The organism is Streptomyces sp. SM18 (genome assembly GCF_002910775.2).
Lineage (GTDB): Bacteria > Actinomycetota > Actinomycetes > Streptomycetales > Streptomycetaceae > Streptomyces > Streptomyces halstedii.
The window spans coordinates 6,574,986-6,590,799 of record NZ_CP029342.1 but is presented as its reverse complement, the minus strand read 5'-3'; the positions used below and the strand labels follow the sequence as shown (position 1 = coordinate 6,590,799).

Annotated in this window: 11 protein-coding genes; all 11 read right to left on the bottom strand. The window is 72.4% G+C overall.

Going from position 1 to position 15,814, the window contains the following annotated elements; genetic code table 11:
* Window position 1: 1 nt before the first annotated feature.
* Window positions 2-850: a TatD family hydrolase gene (locus tag B9S64_RS29265; RefSeq protein ID WP_103490825.1), complete on the bottom strand. Its 849-nt coding sequence runs from the start codon at window positions 848-850 to the stop codon at window positions 2-4.
* Complete coding sequence (locus tag B9S64_RS29260) at window positions 850-1,500, bottom strand: EboA domain-containing protein (protein WP_103490824.1); 651 nt, start codon at window positions 1,498-1,500, stop codon at window positions 850-852. The genes B9S64_RS29265 and B9S64_RS29260 overlap by 1 nt, the downstream gene beginning before the upstream one ends.
* On the bottom strand, window positions 1,494-2,450 hold the full coding sequence (locus tag B9S64_RS29255) for a sugar phosphate isomerase/epimerase (protein WP_103490823.1): 957 nt from the start codon (window positions 2,448-2,450) through the stop codon (window positions 1,494-1,496). Before B9S64_RS29255 ends, B9S64_RS29260 begins: the two co-directional genes overlap by 7 nt.
* A complete protein-coding gene (locus B9S64_RS29250; protein ID WP_109492167.1) occupies window positions 2,447-3,790 on the bottom strand; it encodes a UbiA family prenyltransferase in 1,344 nt (447 codons plus the stop codon). The genes B9S64_RS29255 and B9S64_RS29250 overlap by 4 nt, the downstream gene beginning before the upstream one ends.
* Window positions 3,787-4,905, bottom strand: coding sequence for an inositol-3-phosphate synthase (locus tag B9S64_RS29245; protein ID WP_103490042.1), 1,119 nt, complete (start codon window positions 4,903-4,905; stop codon window positions 3,787-3,789). The genes B9S64_RS29250 and B9S64_RS29245 overlap by 4 nt, the downstream gene beginning before the upstream one ends.
* A 189-nt stretch (window positions 4,906-5,094) precedes the next feature.
* Window positions 5,095-8,805, bottom strand: coding sequence for a ThuA domain-containing protein (locus tag B9S64_RS29240; RefSeq protein WP_103490043.1), 3,711 nt, complete (start codon window positions 8,803-8,805; stop codon window positions 5,095-5,097).
* Between the two features lie 546 nt (window positions 8,806-9,351).
* On the bottom strand, window positions 9,352-10,353 hold the full coding sequence (locus tag B9S64_RS29235; RefSeq protein ID WP_030630907.1) for a sugar phosphate isomerase/epimerase: 1,002 nt from the start codon (window positions 10,351-10,353) through the stop codon (window positions 9,352-9,354).
* Between the two features lie 12 nt (window positions 10,354-10,365).
* The gene (locus tag B9S64_RS29230; RefSeq protein ID WP_103490483.1) at window positions 10,366-11,598 is read right to left on the bottom strand and encodes a Gfo/Idh/MocA family protein; all 1,233 of its coding nucleotides are present in this window, start codon (window positions 11,596-11,598) and stop codon (window positions 10,366-10,368) included.
* A gap of 47 nt (window positions 11,599-11,645) precedes the next feature.
* The gene (locus B9S64_RS29225; RefSeq protein WP_028442437.1) at window positions 11,646-12,683 is read right to left on the bottom strand and encodes a substrate-binding domain-containing protein; all 1,038 of its coding nucleotides are present in this window, start codon (window positions 12,681-12,683) and stop codon (window positions 11,646-11,648) included.
* Window positions 12,684-12,787: 104 nt separating this feature from the next.
* Window positions 12,788-13,837, bottom strand: coding sequence for an ABC transporter permease (locus B9S64_RS29220; RefSeq protein ID WP_103490484.1), 1,050 nt, complete (start codon window positions 13,835-13,837; stop codon window positions 12,788-12,790).
* The gene (locus B9S64_RS29215) at window positions 13,834-15,363 is read right to left on the bottom strand and encodes a sugar ABC transporter ATP-binding protein (protein ID WP_103490485.1); all 1,530 of its coding nucleotides are present in this window, start codon (window positions 15,361-15,363) and stop codon (window positions 13,834-13,836) included. The genes B9S64_RS29220 and B9S64_RS29215 overlap by 4 nt, the downstream gene beginning before the upstream one ends.
* Between the last annotated feature and the right edge of the window lie 451 nt (window positions 15,364-15,814).

Here is a 15,814-nt window from a genome sequence, read left to right as displayed (position 1 = left end):
CTCACTCCCCGCCGCGGAGGATGGAGTTGCCCTCGTGGAGGGGGTCGGGGGCGGCGATGTCGAGCTGGAGGCGGCCGCTCTGACCGTAGAAGGCGACGGGGTTGCGCCAGAGGACCTTGTCCACCTCGTCCTCGTCGAAGCCCGCCTTCAGCATGGCGTCCGCGACCTTGCGGGTCTTCAGCGGGTCGCTTCTCCCCCAGTCGGCGGCGGAGTTGACGAGGACGCGGTCGGTGCCGTGGTTCCGCAGGACCGTCACCATGCGGTCCTCGTCCATCTTGGTGTCCGGGTAGATGGAGAAGCCGGCCCAGCACCCGCTGTCGAGGGCGTCCCGCACGGTCGTCTCGTTGAGGTGGTCGAGCAGGACGCGTTCCGGGGCGAGGGCGGATGCGCGGACGGCGTCGATGGTGCGGCGCAGACCGGCGAGCTTGTCGCGGTGCGGGGTGTGGACGAGCGCGGGCAGCCCGTGGTCGGCGGCGAGCTGGAGCTGTGCCGCGAGGGCGGTGTCCTCGGCGGGGGTCATGGAGTCGTAGCCGATCTCACCGACGGCGACGACGGAGTCCTTAACAAGATAGCGGGGCAGGGCGTCGAGGACGGGGGCGCAGCGGGGGTCGTTCGCCTCCTTGGGGTTGAGGGCGAGCGTGCAGTGGTGGGCGATGCCGTACTGGGAGGCGCGGAAGGGCTCCCAGCCGAGGAGCGCGTCGAAGTAGTCGAAGAAGCTGGCGGGCGAGGTACGGGGCTGGCCGAGCCAGAAGGCGGGTTCGACGAGGGCGCGGACCCCGGAGTCGTACATCGCCTGGTAGTCGTCCGTGGTGCGGGAGGTCATGTGGATGTGGGGGTCGAAGATGCGCATCAGGACTCCTCCGTGGGGGCGGCGGCCGGGGTGGCCGTGAGGGCGAGGACGGTGCGCAGGTCGGCCGGTACGGGGCGGCCGGCGGCGGTACGTTCGGCGGCGAAGTCCTCCAGCATGCGGGCGAGTTCGGTGTCGCCCCGGGCGCGGTCGGCGAGCGCGGCGACGGCCTCGACGGGCACCTCGGTGAAGAGGCACTTCAGGACGGCGTGCCGCCAGGCGTGCGCGTCGAGGTGGGCGGCGGCGTACGGGCCGACGGCGGCGGCCACGAGCCGGGTGTCGTTGGTGCGCAGGGCGTCCTCGACCAGGGGGAGGGCGGCGGATCCGGGGTCGAGCCGGTGCAGGGTGAGGAGGACGGCCCGGCGTTCGGCCGCGGTGCCCTGTGCGTAGAGCCGAACCAGGTCGGGAGCCGCGGGCCGGGCCTCGACGAGCAGCAGGGCGCGTACGGCGTCGGCGTGCTCCGGCCCGCAGTGGCGTCCTGCCGAGGCGAACCGCAGCTCCCAGGGCGGGTTCCCGGTGGCGGTGTCTGGGCGGCCGGGGGCACGGGTGTCGGCGCGGTCGGCGGCGTGCGCGGCTTCGGCGAGCGCCTCGTCGAGCCAGGCTCTCGCCGCTCCGGGGAGGCGGCCGTCGAGTTCCTCGCGGCTGGTCAGCACGGGGCGGTCACCTCACTCCGCGTCGTGCGGGCCGCGGCGTCGCGCAGGAAGCCGAGGGAGCTGCGGGCGAGGTCGGGGCCCGCGTGGGAGTGGCGGGGCAGCTCGACGACCGTGAGGCCGTCGTAGCCGGTGGCGGCGAGGGCTTCGAGGACGGGCGGGAAGTCGATCTCGCCGTCACCGAAGGGGAGGTGTTCGTGGACGCCGCGCCGCATGTCCTCGATCTGGACGTGCCGCAGCCAGGGCGCGGCCTCCTCGACGCAGGTCGTGGGCGGGGCGGGTTCCAGGCACTGGCAGTGGCCGATGTCGAGGGTGAGCCCGAGTGCGTCCGGGTCTCCGAGGAGGGTGCGCAGATGGTGGAAGTCGGCGAGTGTGGCGAGAAGGTGGCCGGGCTCCGGCTCGATGGCGAGGGGGATTCCGGCGCGGGTGGCGGCCTCCAGGACGGGAGCGAGGGCGTCGGTCAGCCGGTGCCAGGCGGTGGCGGTGGCGGTCGCCGCGGCGGCAGCGGTGCCGGTGGCCGCGTCAGCGCGTGCGGCCGCCCCCGAGCCCACGCCGGTGTCCGGGCCTTGGCCGGTGCCGGGTGGGGCGATGCCGCTGAAGCAGTGCACGGCGTGTGCGCCCAGCTCGGCGGCGATGTCCACGGCCCGGACGAGCAGGGCGGTGCGGGCCGCACGGGCTTCGGGGTCCGGGTCGAGGAGGGAGGGGCCGTGCTTGCGGCGCGGGTCGAGGACGTAACGGGCGCCCGTCTCCACCGTGACCCCGAGGCCCAGCGTGCCGAGTCTGCGGGCCACGTGCCGGGTGCGGGCGGCGAGGTCCGGGGCGAGGGGGTCCAGATGCATGTGGTCGAGCGTCAGCCCCACGCCGTCGTACCCGAGGTCGGCCAGGAGCCCGAGGGCGTCGTCCAGTCGGAGGTCGGTCAGGCCGTTGGTGCCGTAGCCGAGGCGCAGGGTCATGTCGGGCTCACCTTCCGTGCGAGGGTGCGGGCGAGAGGGGCGAGACCCATGACGGCGAGCCCGGTCAGCGGCGCTCCGGCCCTGGCCGCCAGTGCCGCCTGGAGCGGGATCATGGCGCGGATGCCGCCGCCGACGGCGCGTTGGGTGAGGGGCGGGGACGGGTTGAGGGCGGCGTGCAGGAGCGGTGGCCCGGCGGTACGCAGGTAGGCGCCGGTCAGCGCGGTGAGGACGAGCCCCCGGCGGGGGTCCGCCGCCCCACGCGCCCCCGGTCCGGACGGTGCTCCGGGCGGTCTCACGTGTCCGCGTACGACGGCGGCGCCGAGGGCCGCCGTCGCCGCGAGGGAGGCGAGGGGCACGGCGGTGGAGCCGCCCTGCGCCTCGTGGCGGGAGACGGCGGTGACCGCGTAGGTGTGCGCGCCGAGCAGCAGCGCGGCGGGGACGGCCGAACCGTGCCCCGCGACCGACCGTTTCCTGGAGGCGACCGCACCCACGCCCCTCCGCCCGCGCGCACCGGAACCGAGCGCGACACCCGAACCGGAACCCGAACCGGATCCGAGCGCGACACTCGAACCGGAAACGGCGACGGGCCGGGAACCGGAGACGGCGACAGAGCGGGAGCCGGAGACGGCGACGGGCCGGGAGCCGGGCGTGGGGGCAGAAGCGCGACCGGCGGAGAAGGCGGCGGACCACCGGACCGCGCCGCGCGCCGGCCGGTCCCCCCTCGCCACCGCGCCGCGCGCCGACTGGTCCCCCGTGGCCACCGCGCCGAGCAGCAGGTCCAGGGCGCGGGCGGTGGCCATGGCCGCCGGGCCCGCCGGGGTGTGTTTCAGGCGCAGGTCGTACGCCCAGACGGTGGCCGCCAGCCCGGTGGCCACTGTCAGGGCGGGCCGTCCGGCGCGGGCCGCCAGGGCCAGGCCCGCCGCCGTCAGCGCGCCCGCCGCCGCGAGGGCGGCCCCGGGGGCGATACGACCGGAGGGGATCGGGCGGTGCGGGCGGTCCACGGCGTCCTCGTCGCGGTCCGCCCAGTCGTTGAGCGCCATCCCCGCCTCGTACAGGCACAGCGAGGCGCCGACGGCGAGCGCCGTGCCCCGGCCCGGGTTCCGGCCCGTGGCGGCGGCACCGGCCAGCGCGTCGCCCGGGACGGTGAACAGCGCGGAGACCCTGAGCAGTTCCGCCCAGGCCCGCGGGGTGTGCCGGGTGCGGGGCCTGTCCGGTGCGGGCGCAGTCCCGCCCGCACCGGACAGGCGGACCGAGGGCGCCGCCGAGCGGGCGGCGCGGACGCCGACCAGACCGACGGCCGCCGCGCCCGTCAGCGCCAGGAGCAGACGCGGCGGCCTCATTTGGCCGCCCGCAGCCGGCCGGCGAAGTCCAGCAGGGCCGCGTACTGCTCGCCGAGCGCGGCGGGGCCTCCGTCGGGGTCCTTGAAGTAGAAGCCCAGCTCGGGCCGGGGTCCGCTCAGGCCCGCTTCGTGGGCGCGGGCCAGCAGCCGGGCGAGGTCCAGGACCAGCGGGGCCGCCAGGGCGGAGTCGCAACCCTGCCAGATGGTCTGGAGGATCATCCGCGAGCCGAGGAAGCCGTCGAACGCGATGTGGTCCCAGGCCGTCTTCCAGTCCCCCATCGCCGGTACGTCGTCGATGTGGACCTCGCCCTCGGGCGCGGTGCCGAGCGTGTCGGCGAGTACGCGTTCCTTGCCCGCGTTCTTCGCGGCGGCGGCGGCCGGGTCGGCGAGGGCCGCACCGTCGCCGCCGCCCAGCAGGTTCGTCCCCGACCAGGCGCGTACCGGCAGGGCGCGCTGGACGAACATCGGCGCGAGCACGGAGCGGAGCAGGGTCTGGCCGGTCTTGCCGTCGCGTCCGGCGTGGGGCGGGCCGCCCGCGGCGGCGACCTCCCGCAGGCGCGGGCTGTGCAGTCCGGTGGAGGGGGTGAAGTTGACGTACGGGCAGCCGGCCCGCAGCGCGGCGGCCGCGTAGAGGGAGCTGGCGGGGAGGCGGGTGTCGTCCTCGCCGGGGGCGGGTTCGGTGGAGGCCACGTTGACGACGACGGTGCGGGCGAGCGCGTGGCGGCGGGTGAAGCCGGTGAGGTCGGCGGCGAAGGCCGCGATCAGTTCGTCGTCGGTACGGCTGTCGCCGGGCAGGGGCCCGCCGGGGCGTATCTCGGCCTCCGCGGCCGCGAGTTCGGCGGTGACGGCGGCGGACAGTCCGTGCGGGAGCACTCCGCCGGCCTCCAGGGCCTCGGCGCGTTTGGGCAGGGGGCAGTCGAGGGTGTCGTGGCCGCCGAAGACGAGGGAGGTCAGGGGTGGCAGTCCGGTGCCGGCGAAGGGCGGGGTCTCGGTGACCATGCCGGTCGCCGGGTGGAGTCCCGCCGCGATGGCGGCGCATCCCGCGGTGGCGGTGGTGGCGACGGAGCCGCGTGCTCCGATGAACCAGATTCCGGTACGAACGGCCTGTGCGGACACGGGCGGCCTCCCAGGGGTGGGACGGGGTGGGATGTGGTGACGGGGGCGGGACGGCGGTGCTCCCCGTCTCCGTCGTCGGGCGGGAGGAAGGTGCTTCCCCCCGCCCGACGACGGACGGAACGGACATGCGGGCGGGGAGACCGGGCGTCCTCGCCCGCCGTCGGCGGGGCTGCCCGCGGAGCCGGCGACCTAACCGGCCGGCAGTTCCTTCAACTGGATGTTGCGGAAGGACACATGGTCGTCGGCTCCGTGGTTCTGGAGGCCGATGTAGCCGTCCTTCAGGCTGCGGGCCGGGTCGGTGTTGGTGAAGTCGTTGATCTTCGTCCCGTTGAGGAAGACCTGGAGCCGCTCACCCTTGACCTTGATCTCGTAGCTGTTCCACTGGCCCGGCGGCCTCAGGACCCGGTCGCGGGCCTTGATGTTCGCCGACTTGAAGGTGTAGATCGCGCCGGTGGTGCGGTCCGCCGTGTCGGTGGCGTCGATCTGGACCTCGTACCCGTTGTCCACCGCGGACCACGGGTCGTCCGACATCGGGAAGCCGACGAAGACACCGGAGTTGTCGTCGCCCGTCATCTTCCAGTCGAGCGTGAGCGAGTAGGACGACAGTTCCTTGGCCTGGTAGGTCAGCAGACCCATGCCGCCCTCGGAGCGGAGTTCGCCGTCCACGATGTCGAACTTCCCGGGGCCGGCCTGCTTCCAGCCTTCCAGCGTCTTGCCGTTGAAGATGGACCGGTAGCCGGTGTCGGGCTTGCAGTTGGCCTTGACCTGTCCGGCGGCGTAGCGCAGTCCGCCCAGCAGGTGTCCGCGGAACTCCGGTTCGGCGTAGGACTCCTTGGTGTGGCCGAGGCCGGTGTAGAAGGAGCGGCCGCCCTGGTAGGTCTGGCACCAGGCGATGGGGTGATCGCCCTTCATGGTGCCGCCCTCGTAGGTGGTCTCGTCCACGGTGGCCAGGATCTGGGCCTTGTCCCGGGGGTTGGTGCGGTAGTTGTACCACTCGTCGGTGTGCTCCCACGCGTCGTCCATGTGGGCGGTGGCCGGGTGGTCGTGGTTCTCCACGCGGACGGTCGCGGACTGGATCTGCGGGTGGGAGGAGAAGTAGGCGCCGACGAGTCCGCCGTAGAACTCCCAGTCGTACTCGGTGTCGGCGGCCGCGTGGATGCCCATGTAACCGCCGCCGGTGGAGACGAAGTTCTCGAACGCCTTCTTCTGGTCGGCGTTCAGGATGTCACCGGTGGTGGACAGGAAGGCGACGGCGTCGTAGCGGGCGAGGTTGCTGGTGGTGAACTGGCCCGCCTCCTCGGTGGAGTCGACGGTGATGTTGGACTCCTTGCCGAGCTCCTTCAGCGCGGCGATGCCCTCCGGGATCGAGTCGTGGCGGAAGCCGCCGGTCTTGGAGAAGACGAGGACGCGCTTGGCGGTCTTGTCCACGGGGCTGTTGGACAGTTCGAAGTCGTCCACGTCGTAGAGCGCCCCGTCACCGCCCTTGAAGACCAGGAAGAGTTCGGTGGCCTTCTTGGGCGCTCCGCGCAGCGGCACGTCGATGTCCTGGAAGGTGTCCCAGCTGCCGGTCACCGGGACGGGCGCGGAGCCGAGGATCTTGCCGGTGGGCGATCCGGTCCGTACCTCCAGGAAGCCTCCCGCGCCGGCCGAGGACGTACGGGCGGTGAGCTTGGTGGCGCCGTCGAGGATGTACGGGGTGAACGAGATCCAGTCGTCGTTGTGGATGTCCCCGACGGTCCGGCCGCCGTGGGCGCTGGTCTTGCTCGGGGTGGTGATGCCGGAGGACCGGTCGAAGTGCTCGGCCTGCCGGTGGCGCGGCTGGAGCTTGGCCTGGTCACTGCCGGTCAGCGCGGCCTGGCCGCCGCCCCCGCCGTCGGTGTAGGAGGCCGAGATGCCGCCGTAGATGTTGGCGTTGGGGTCGTGGCCGCCCTCCATGGCGGTCTTGATGGTCCCTTCGCAGCCGTGCTCGGAGGTCATGTCGTGCCCGTGGCTGTCGTGGCCCAGGGTGAACTTGACCTCGACCTTGGAGCAGTCGACGGCGCCGTCCTCCGGGTCGGTGACGGTGACCTTGAAGGGCACCGCGTCACCGAACTCGAACAGCTGGCCGTCGGACGGGAAGTGCATCTCGACGACGGGCGCGGTGTTGCCGACCGTGATGTGCACGCTGGCCGAACCGGTGCGGCCGGTGGGGTCCTCGGCGGTGACGGTGGCGGTGTAGGTGCCGTTCTTCTTGTACGTGTACGTGGGGTTGGCGGCCGTCGAGGTACCGCCGTCGCCGAAGTCCCAGGCGTACGTGAGGGGGTCGCCGTCGCCGTCGGTGGTGCCCTCGGAGGAGAACTTCACCTTCAGGGGCGCGACGCCGGAGGTCTTGTTCGAGGAGGCCTCGGCGATGGGCGAGCGGCCGCCGGTGGCGTTCTCGATGCGGTAGAGCGCGGAGTGCTCGTCGCCGCCGAACCAGGACAGGCCGTAGTCCAGGACGTAGAGCGCGCCGTCCGGGCCGAAGGCCATGTCCATGATCTGGGTGCCGGTCCACGGGACGTCGTTGATCGAGCGGACCGTGCCGTCGTCGTCCTGCTCGATGCGCTTGATCCACTGCCGGCCGAACTCCCCGGCGAAGAAGTCCCCGTCGTACTCCTCGGGGAACTTCACGGGCGAGTCGAGGTCCGCGTCGTAGCGGTAGACCGGGCCGCCCATCGGGGACTCGGAGCCGGAGCCGAACTCGGGCAGCGAGGGGCCGTCGTACGGGATCCACGCGGCCTCGGACGGCGGCAGGTCGACCAGGCCGGTGTTGTACCGGGACTCGTTCTTCGGGGCGGCGCAGTCGAACTTCGCGCCGGAGGTGCCGGTGGCGAAGTCGTAGCGGTTGTACGCGTCGTTGTCGCCGGTGCAGTACGGCCAGCCGAAGTTGCCCGGCTTGGTCACGCGGGCGAACTCGACCTGGCCGGCCGGGCCCCGGTTCGGGTCGGCGGAGCCGGCGTCGGGCCCGTAGTCACCGACGTAGAGGATGCCGGTCTTCTTGTCCACGCTGAAGCGGAACGGGTTGCGGAAGCCCATCGCGTAGATCTCGGGGCGGGTCTTGTCCGTACCCGGCGCGAACAGGTTGTCCTCGGGCACGGTGTACGAGCCGTCGTCGGCGACCTTGATGCGCAGGATCTTGCCGCGGAGGTCGTTGGTGTTGCCGGAGGTGCGGCGGGCGTCGAAGGCCGGGTTGCGGTCCGCCCGGTCGTCCAGCGGCGAGTAGCCGTCGGAGGCGAACGGGTTGGAGTCGTCGCCCGTGGAGAGGTAGAGGTTGCCCTCGGCGTCGAAGTCGATGTCACCGCCCACGTGGCAGCACATGCCGCGGGTGGTGGGGATGTCCAGGACCTTCTTCTCGCTGGCGGTGTCGAGGGTGCCGTCCTCGTGCAGCGTGAAGCGGGAGAGCCGGTTGACGCCGTCGTACTTCGCGAAGTCCTCGGCGGTGCCGTTCTCCGGGGCGTCTCCGCCCGGGGTGTCCAGCGGCGGCGCGTAGTAGAGGTAGATCGCCCGGTTCTCGGCGAAGTCGGGGTCGATGCCGACGCCCTGGAGTCCTTCCTCGTCGTGCGAGTAGACGGGGAGGGTGCCGGATATCCGGGTGTTGCCGGCGCTGTCGGTGATGCGCAGCTCGCCGCTGCGCGCGGTGTGCAGCACGCTGCGGTCGGGGAGTACCGCCAGCGACATGGGTTCGCCGGTCTCGGCCGCGCCCTTGGCGAGGGTGACCTGCTGGAAGTCCTCGGCGGCGTCGGCCGCCGGGGTGGCGTCGGCCGGTCCGGCGGGGGCGGCGGCGGCCGGGGAGCCGAGGGTGAGGGTGGCGGCGGCGAGCAGTCCGCCGGTCAGGAGTGCGAGTGTCTTACGGGCGCGGAGCCGTCTGCTGCTTCTGTGCACGTGCGTCCTCCGGAGAGTGCCGGTTGTACGGGCGGGTGGAGCCGTATCCGTTGCGCGCGGGGACTGCCGCGCTCGTGGCCCGGGGCGCCAGGGGGCCCGGGTTACGCGAGTTATGCCATGGACACGATCATGTCGTGTACATGGAAGGGACGGTAGCCTCGTTCGTCCGGGACGGAAAGGGCTTGCGCAGGAGTTGGGTCAGCCTTTTTCCCTTGCCAGGACAAAGCGGATGCGGGCAGGCCGAGGCGCCCCGCGTCGGCGGGCTCGGGTGCCGTCGGCCGTGCCCGGGGGGCGCTGCCGCGGCCCGCCCTTCCGGGGGCGGGGTCGGCACCACCGGACCCGTCGCCGCGTACCGCCGGACCGCCGGTGCCACCCCGTGACGGTGTGGCCCCGGCGGTCCGGCGGGCGGCGCTCCGGCCCTGCGGGCGGCGCTCCGGCCCGGCGGACGTCCTCCGAATCCGGCGGACGGCACTTCCGGTCCGGCGGACGGCACTTCCGGTGCGGCGGACGGCACTCCCGGTCCGGTGTACTTCGTCCGGATCCGTGTCAGCCGCCGCCGAACGCCGCGTCGAACGAGGCGCTCGGCGGGTCGAAGTCGAACCGCTTCAGGGAGGCCAGTGCCTCCGGGGCGCCCGCGAGCCGGTCCATTCCGGCGTCCTCCCACTCCACCGAGACCGGCCCCTCGTACCCGATGGACCGCAGCATCCGGAACACGTCCTCCCAGGGCACGTCCCCGTGCCCGGCGGAGACGAAGTCCCAGCCGCGCCGCGGATCGCCCCACGGCAGGTGGGAGCCCAGCCGGCCGTTGCGGCCGTCGAGGCGTTTGCGGGCCTCCTTGCAGTCCACGTGGTAGATCCGCTCCCGGAAGTCGTACAGGAAGGAGACCGGGTCGAGGTCCTGCCACACGAAGTGGCTCGGGTCGAAGTTCAGGCCGAACGCGGGCCGGTGGCCGACGGCCTCCAGGGCGCGGTGCGTCGTCCAGTAGTCGTACGCGATCTCGCTGGGGTGGACCTCGTGGGCGAAGCGCACCCCCTCCTGGTCGAAGACGTCCAGGATCGGGTTCCACCGGTCGGCGAAGTCCTGGTAGCCGCGTTCGATCATGTGCGGGGGCACCGGTGGGAACATGGCGACGAGGTGCCAGATCGAGGACCCCGTGAAGCCGATGACCGTGTCCACCCCGAAGGCGGCGGCGGCCCGCGCGGTGTCCTTCATCTCCTCGGCGGCCCGCCGGCGTACGCCCTCGGGTTCCCCGTCCCCCCAGATCCGGGCCGGCAGGATCCCCTGGTGGCGTTCGTCGATCGGGCTGTCGCAGACCGCCTGGCCCACCAGGTGGTTGGAGACCGCCCAGCACTTCAGGCCGTACGAGTCGAGCAGCCGCCGCCGCCCGTCGAGGTACGCCGGGTCGGCGAGCGCCTTGTCCACCTCGAAGTGGTCACCCCAGCAGGCGAGTTCGAGGCCGTCGTAACCGAAGTCCCGGGCGAGCCGGCAGACCTCTTCGAGGGGCAGGTCGGCCCACTGGCCGGTGAAGAGCGTGAAGGGACGGGGCATGCTGCGAACCTCCTAGAAGGGGACCGGGGTGTGCACGGAGTTCTTGGCGGCGCTCTCCTCGACGGCGGCCAGCACCCGTTGCACCTGGAGCCCGTCGGCGAACGACGGTACGGGGGGCCTCCCTTCGCTGATCGTGCGCACCACGTCGCGCGCCTGGTGGACGAAGGTGTGCTCGTAGCCGAGCCCGTGGCCCGGCGGCCACCACGCCTCCAGGTAGGGGTGTTCGGGCTCGGTGACGAGGATCCGCCGGAAACCGGCGGAGGTCGCGGGCTCGGTGTGGTCGTGGAAGGACAGCTCGTTGAGCCGTTCCAGGTCGAAGGCGATCGACCCGAGCTGCCCGTTGATCTCCAGGCGCAGGGCGTTCTTCCGGCCGGCGGCCATCCGGGTCGCCTCGAAGGAGGCCAGCGCGCCGGAGGCCAGCCGTCCCGTGAACAGGACCGCGTCGTCGACGGTGACCGCCCCCCGCGCGGCACCGTCCGAGGCCCCGGAGAGCCCGGTCGCGGGACCGGCGAGGACGGGGCGTTGCCGTACGAACGTCTCGCTGACCGCGGACACCCCCACCAGCGGTTCACCGGCGAGGTACTGGGCGAGGTCCACGATGTGGGCCCCGAGGTCGCCCAGCGCGCCCGATCCGGCGTGCTCGCGCTTCAGCCGCCAGGTCAGCGGCGACAGCGGATCGACGAGCCAGTCCTGGAGGTAGGTGGCCCGCACGTGCCGCAGCGCGCCGAGCCGGCCCTCGGCGATCAGCGAACGGGCGTAGGTGAGGGCGGGCACCTTACGGTAGTTGAAGCCCGCGATCGCCACCTGCCCCCGGGCCGCCGCGCGTTCGGCTGCCGCCGCCATGGCCTCCGCCTCGGCGACGGTGTTGGCGAGCGGCTTCTCGCACAGCACGTGCTTGCCCGCCTCCAGGGCGGCGACGGCGATCTCCGCGTGGCTGTCGCCCGGGGTGCAGATGTCGACCAGGTCCACGTCGTCCCGGGCGATCAGCGCACGCCAGTCGGTCTCCGCCGCGGCCCACCCGTGGCGGGCGGCCGCGGCCTCGACCGCGCTCCGGTCGCGTCCGCAGATCGCTGCGAGAGCCGGTCTCACCGGCAGGTCGAAGACGTGTCCCGCGGTACGCCAGCCCTGTGAGTGGGCGGCGCCCATGAACGCGTATCCGACCATGCCGACGCCGATCACCGGCGTCGGCCGGGGTGCCGGTGGCGACACCCCGGCCTCCTGCTCCGTCTCTTCCCTACGGGCCATGCGGACTTCCTCCTCGTCGGTGGTTCGGTGGCGGCGGTGGGGCCCGGTCAGCTGAAGCCGGTCGGCAGGTACTGGTCGATGTTGTCCTTGCTGACCACGGCCGAGTACAGGGTCACGGAGGTGGGGATCTCCATCTCGGCGAGACCGGAGACGCCCTTGCTCTGGCCGAGCGCGCGGGCCAGGTCGATCGCGGAGGCCGCCATGGTCGGCGGGTAGAGGACGGTGGCCTTCAGGACGCTGTCACCGGCCTTGATCGCGTCCATGGCGGACTTGGCCCCCGCACCGCCGACCATGATGAACTCGTCGCGGCCGGCCTGCTCGATGGCCCGCAGCGCGCCCACGCCCTGGTCGTCGTCGTGGTTCCACAGGGCGTCGAACTGCTTCTGCGCCTGGAGGAGTTGCGCCATCTTGGCCTGGCCCGACTCCACGGTGAAATCGGCGGCCTGACGGGCCACCAGCTTGATGTTGGAGTAGTTCTTCAGGGCGTCCGCGAAGCCCTGACTGCGCTGCTTGGTCAGTTCGAGGTTGTCGATGCCGGCGAGCTCGACGACCTTGGCGTTCGCCTTGTCCTTGAGCTGTTCGCCGATGTAGTGCCCGGCGTTGAGCCCCATACCGTAGTTGTCACCGCCGACCCAGCAGCGGTAGGCCTGCGGGGAGGCGAAGACCCGGTCCAGGTTGACGACCGGGATACCGGCCCGCATGGCTTCCAGGCCGACCTGGGTGAGGGCCTTGCCGTCGGCGGGCAGGACGACCAGGACGTCGACCTTCTTGTTGATGAGGGTCTTGACCTGGCCGATCTGGGCGGCGGTGTCGTTGGAGCCCTCGGTGGTCTCCAGGGTCACCTCGGAGTACTTCTCCGCCCGTGACCTCGCCTGGACGTTGATCGCGTTGAGCCAGCCGTGGTCGGCCTGGGGTCCGGCGAAGCCGATGGTGACGGGCTTGCCCTCGGTGTCGTCGGCGGCCGGCTGGTTGCTCTGGGCGGGCGCCTTCTCCTTGGGCTCGTTGCTGGTGCATGCGGTGAGGAAGGCTCCCGCGGAGACGGCCGCGGTGCCGAAGAGCAGTCCTCTGCGGCTGGTTTCTGGCATGGCTGTCGAACCCTTCATCCGGTGCGTGGCATACGGAACTGCGGGGGGGTGTGATCAGTGCGGTGAACGCTGCGGTGAGCGGTGCTCCGCGACGGGAGCGGGGCTCAGGTGTCGCCGCCGCGGAGCGTGCGGCGCTGGACCAGGACGGCGGCGACGATGATCGCGCCCTTGGCGATCTGCTGGACGTCGCTCTGGAGGTTGTTGAGCGCGAAGATGTTGGTGATCGTGGTGAAGACGAGGACACCGAGGACGGACCCGACGATCGTGCCCCGCCCGCCGCTCAGCAGCGTTCCGCCGATGATCGCGGCGGCGATGGCGTCGAGTTCGTACAGGTTGCCGTTGGTGTTCTGGCCGGACCCGGACAGGACGATGAGCATGAAGGCGGCGATGCCGCAGCACAGGCCGGAGAGCAGGTAGAGGTAGAGGCGTTGGCGGCGTACGTCGATACCGGCGAGCCGGGCCGCCTCCGCGTTCCCGCCGACCGCGACCGTACGGCGCCCGAAGGTCGTCCGGTTCAGGAGGAACCAGCCGGCCACGGTCACCGCGGCGAAGACCAGGACCAGCGGCGGGATGCCCAGGACGTAGCTGTCGGGCAGCCCCAGGTCCAGGACCGAGCGGACGGTGACGATCTGCGTCTTGCCGTCGGTGATCTGCAACGCCAGCCCGCGGGCCGAGGCGAGCATGGCCAGGGTGGCGATGAAGGGGACCAGGCCCCCGTACGCGATGAGGACCCCGTTGACCAGCCCGGCGGCCAGTCCGACGATCATCGCCGTGAAGAGGATCCCAGCGAAGCCGTACTCCTGGGTGGCCAGGGTCGTCGCCCAGACGGAGGCGAGCGCGACCATCGCCCCGACGGACAGGTCGATGCCGCCGCCGATGATGACGAACGTGACGCCGACGGTGACGACCCCGATGACGGAGGCCTGCGTCAGGATCAGCTGGAGGTTGCCGGTGTCCAGGAAGGCGTCCGGTTCGGTGATGCCGCCGACCGCCACCAGCACGACGAGGACGCCGAGCAGAGACAGGTTGCGTACGTCGGCGCGGAAGCCGAGGGCACGCGCTCCCGGTCCCTGTTTCGAGGGCGGGGAGGCGGGGGCGGCGGTGCGCCCCTTGCCTGGCCCCTGGTGCTGCGCCGACGGCGCGGGCTGTGTCATGACGTCGGGCTCCCTTCCATGACGAGGTCGAGTACGCGGTGCTCGTCGAGCTCCTGGGCGGCGGCCTCGTGGACGACGCGGCCTTCGCGGAGCACCAGCACCCGGTCGGCGAGGCCCAGCACTTCGGGCACTTCGCTGGAGACGAGCAGGACGGCGAGGCCTTCGTCGGCCAGCCGGCGGATCACGGCGTAGAGCTCGGCGCGGGCGCCGACGTCCACCCCGCGGGTCGGTTCGTCGAGCAGCAGGACCCGGCAACCGCGCAGCAGCCAGCGGGCCAGGACCGCCTTCTGCTGGTTACCGCCGGACAGGGTGCGGACGGCGGCGTCCGGGTTGTCGGGGCGCAGGGACAGCTCACGGGTGGCCCTCTGGGCGGCGGCGCGCTCGGCGCCCCGGTCCAGCCAGCCGCCCCGGGCGAACCGGGAGAGTGTGGAGAGCGAGACGTTACGGGTGACCGATTCGGTCAACAGGAGTGCCTGGGCCTTGCGTTCCTCGGGTGCCAGCCCGATTCCGGCGGCGACGGCGGCCCGGACGCTGCCGGGGCGCAGCGGGGTGCCTGCCACCCTGACCCGCCCGGCGGTGGGTCTGCGGGCGCCGTAGACCGTCTCCAGGATCTCCGAGCGCCCGGAACCGACGAGCCCGGCGAGCCCGACGATCTCGCCGGGCCGCAGCTCCAGGTCCACGGCGTCGAACTCGCCCTCGCGGCACAGCCCTTCGACGGTGAGTACGGGTTCGGCGGTGTTCGGCGGGGCGTCGGCGGCGGGCCGGGGAGGGAAGACGTACTCGACGTCGCGGCCGGTCATCATGGCAACGATGTCGCGGGTGGGGGTCGCCGCGGCGGGCAGCCCGACCGCGACGGCCCGGCCGTCCTTGAGCACGGTCACCCGGTCCCCGATGCGGCGGATCTCCTCCAGCCGGTGCGAGATGTAGACGACGGCCACGCCGTCCGAGGTGAGGCCGTCGACGATACGGAAGAGGTTGTCCACCTCGTCGGGGTCGAGCGCGGCCGACGGTTCGTCCATCACGATGAGGCGTACGTCGTGGGAGAGCGCGCGTGCCATGGAGACGATCTGCTGGTGGGCGGCCGAGAGGTCACCGACCTCGCGGGCCGGGTCGATCTCGGGATGGCCCAGCCGTTCCAGGAGCGCGGCGGCCGCGGCCCTGCCCTCACGGGTGCGGACGACGAAGCCGCCGCTGGTGGGTTCGTGGCCGAGGAAGACGTTCTCGGCGACCGACAGGCCCTCCACCAGGTCGAGTTCCTGGTAGATGGTCGCGATGCCCAGGCGCATCGCGGTGATCGGGGAGGAGAGCTGGACGGTCTGGCCCTGCCAGGTGATGGACCCGCCGTCGGGCTGGTGGGCACCGGCGAGCACCTTGATGAGGGTGGACTTGCCGGCGCCGTTCTGACCGAGGAGGCAGTGCACCTCGCCTGCCTGGACCTGGAGATCCACGCCGTCGAGGGCCCGTACACCGGGGAAGGACTTGGTGATGCCGGACATCGTGAGCAGGGGTGGTGGTTCTGACGCCATGACGGTTCCCCTCGGCGGACGGGGCTCCCCCACTCGGGCGAGGCCGAGGGTTCGGGGAAGACCGGTGAGCGGGCAGGGCGCAGTGCCGGCGGTGCCGCACTGCTGCGGGACGGCTGGTGGACGGGGTGCGGGTGGGGCGCGGTGCGGGTGGGGCGCGGTGCGGTGATGCCGTTGCGGAGCAGTGCTCCGGGTTCGGGGCGGTGCTACGGACACGGTGCGGTGATCGCTTGCGGAGCAGTGCTCTGGATTCAGAGCGCTGCTACGGACACGGTGCGGTGGTACGGGAACTGAGCGGTGCTACGGGATCGGAGCGGTGCTCCGGGCGGTTCCGGTGGTGCCGTGGTGCCGTGGTGCCGTGCGGTGCTGATGGTGTCGTGCGGTGCCAGTGGTGCCGGTGGTGCTGAGCCGTACTAGTGGTGCTGGTGGTGCTGAGCCGTACTGGTGGTGCTGA

Bases quoted from the DNA above. Each gene is read 5' to 3' on its own strand.
- B9S64_RS29255 (WP_103490823.1), bottom strand. From the start codon at position 2,450: ATGACCCTGCGCCTCGGCTACGGCACCAACGGCCTGACCGACCTCCGA.
- B9S64_RS29225 (WP_028442437.1), bottom strand. From the start codon at position 12,683: ATGCCAGAAACCAGCCGCAGAGGACTGCTCTTCGGCACCGCGGCCGTC.
- B9S64_RS29220 (WP_103490484.1), bottom strand. From the start codon at position 13,837: ATGACACAGCCCGCGCCGTCGGCGCAGCACCAGGGGCCAGGCAAGGGG.
- B9S64_RS29265 (WP_103490825.1), bottom strand. From the start codon at position 850: ATGCGCATCTTCGACCCCCACATCCACATGACCTCCCGCACCACGGAC.
- B9S64_RS29235 (WP_030630907.1), bottom strand. From the start codon at position 10,353: ATGCCCCGTCCCTTCACGCTCTTCACCGGCCAGTGGGCCGACCTGCCC.
- B9S64_RS29250 (WP_109492167.1), bottom strand. From the start codon at position 3,790: ATGAGGCCGCCGCGTCTGCTCCTGGCGCTGACGGGCGCGGCGGCCGTC.
- B9S64_RS29215 (WP_103490485.1), bottom strand. From the start codon at position 15,363: ATGGCGTCAGAACCACCACCCCTGCTCACGATGTCCGGCATCACCAAG.
- B9S64_RS29230 (WP_103490483.1), bottom strand. From the start codon at position 11,598: ATGGCCCGTAGGGAAGAGACGGAGCAGGAGGCCGGGGTGTCGCCACCG.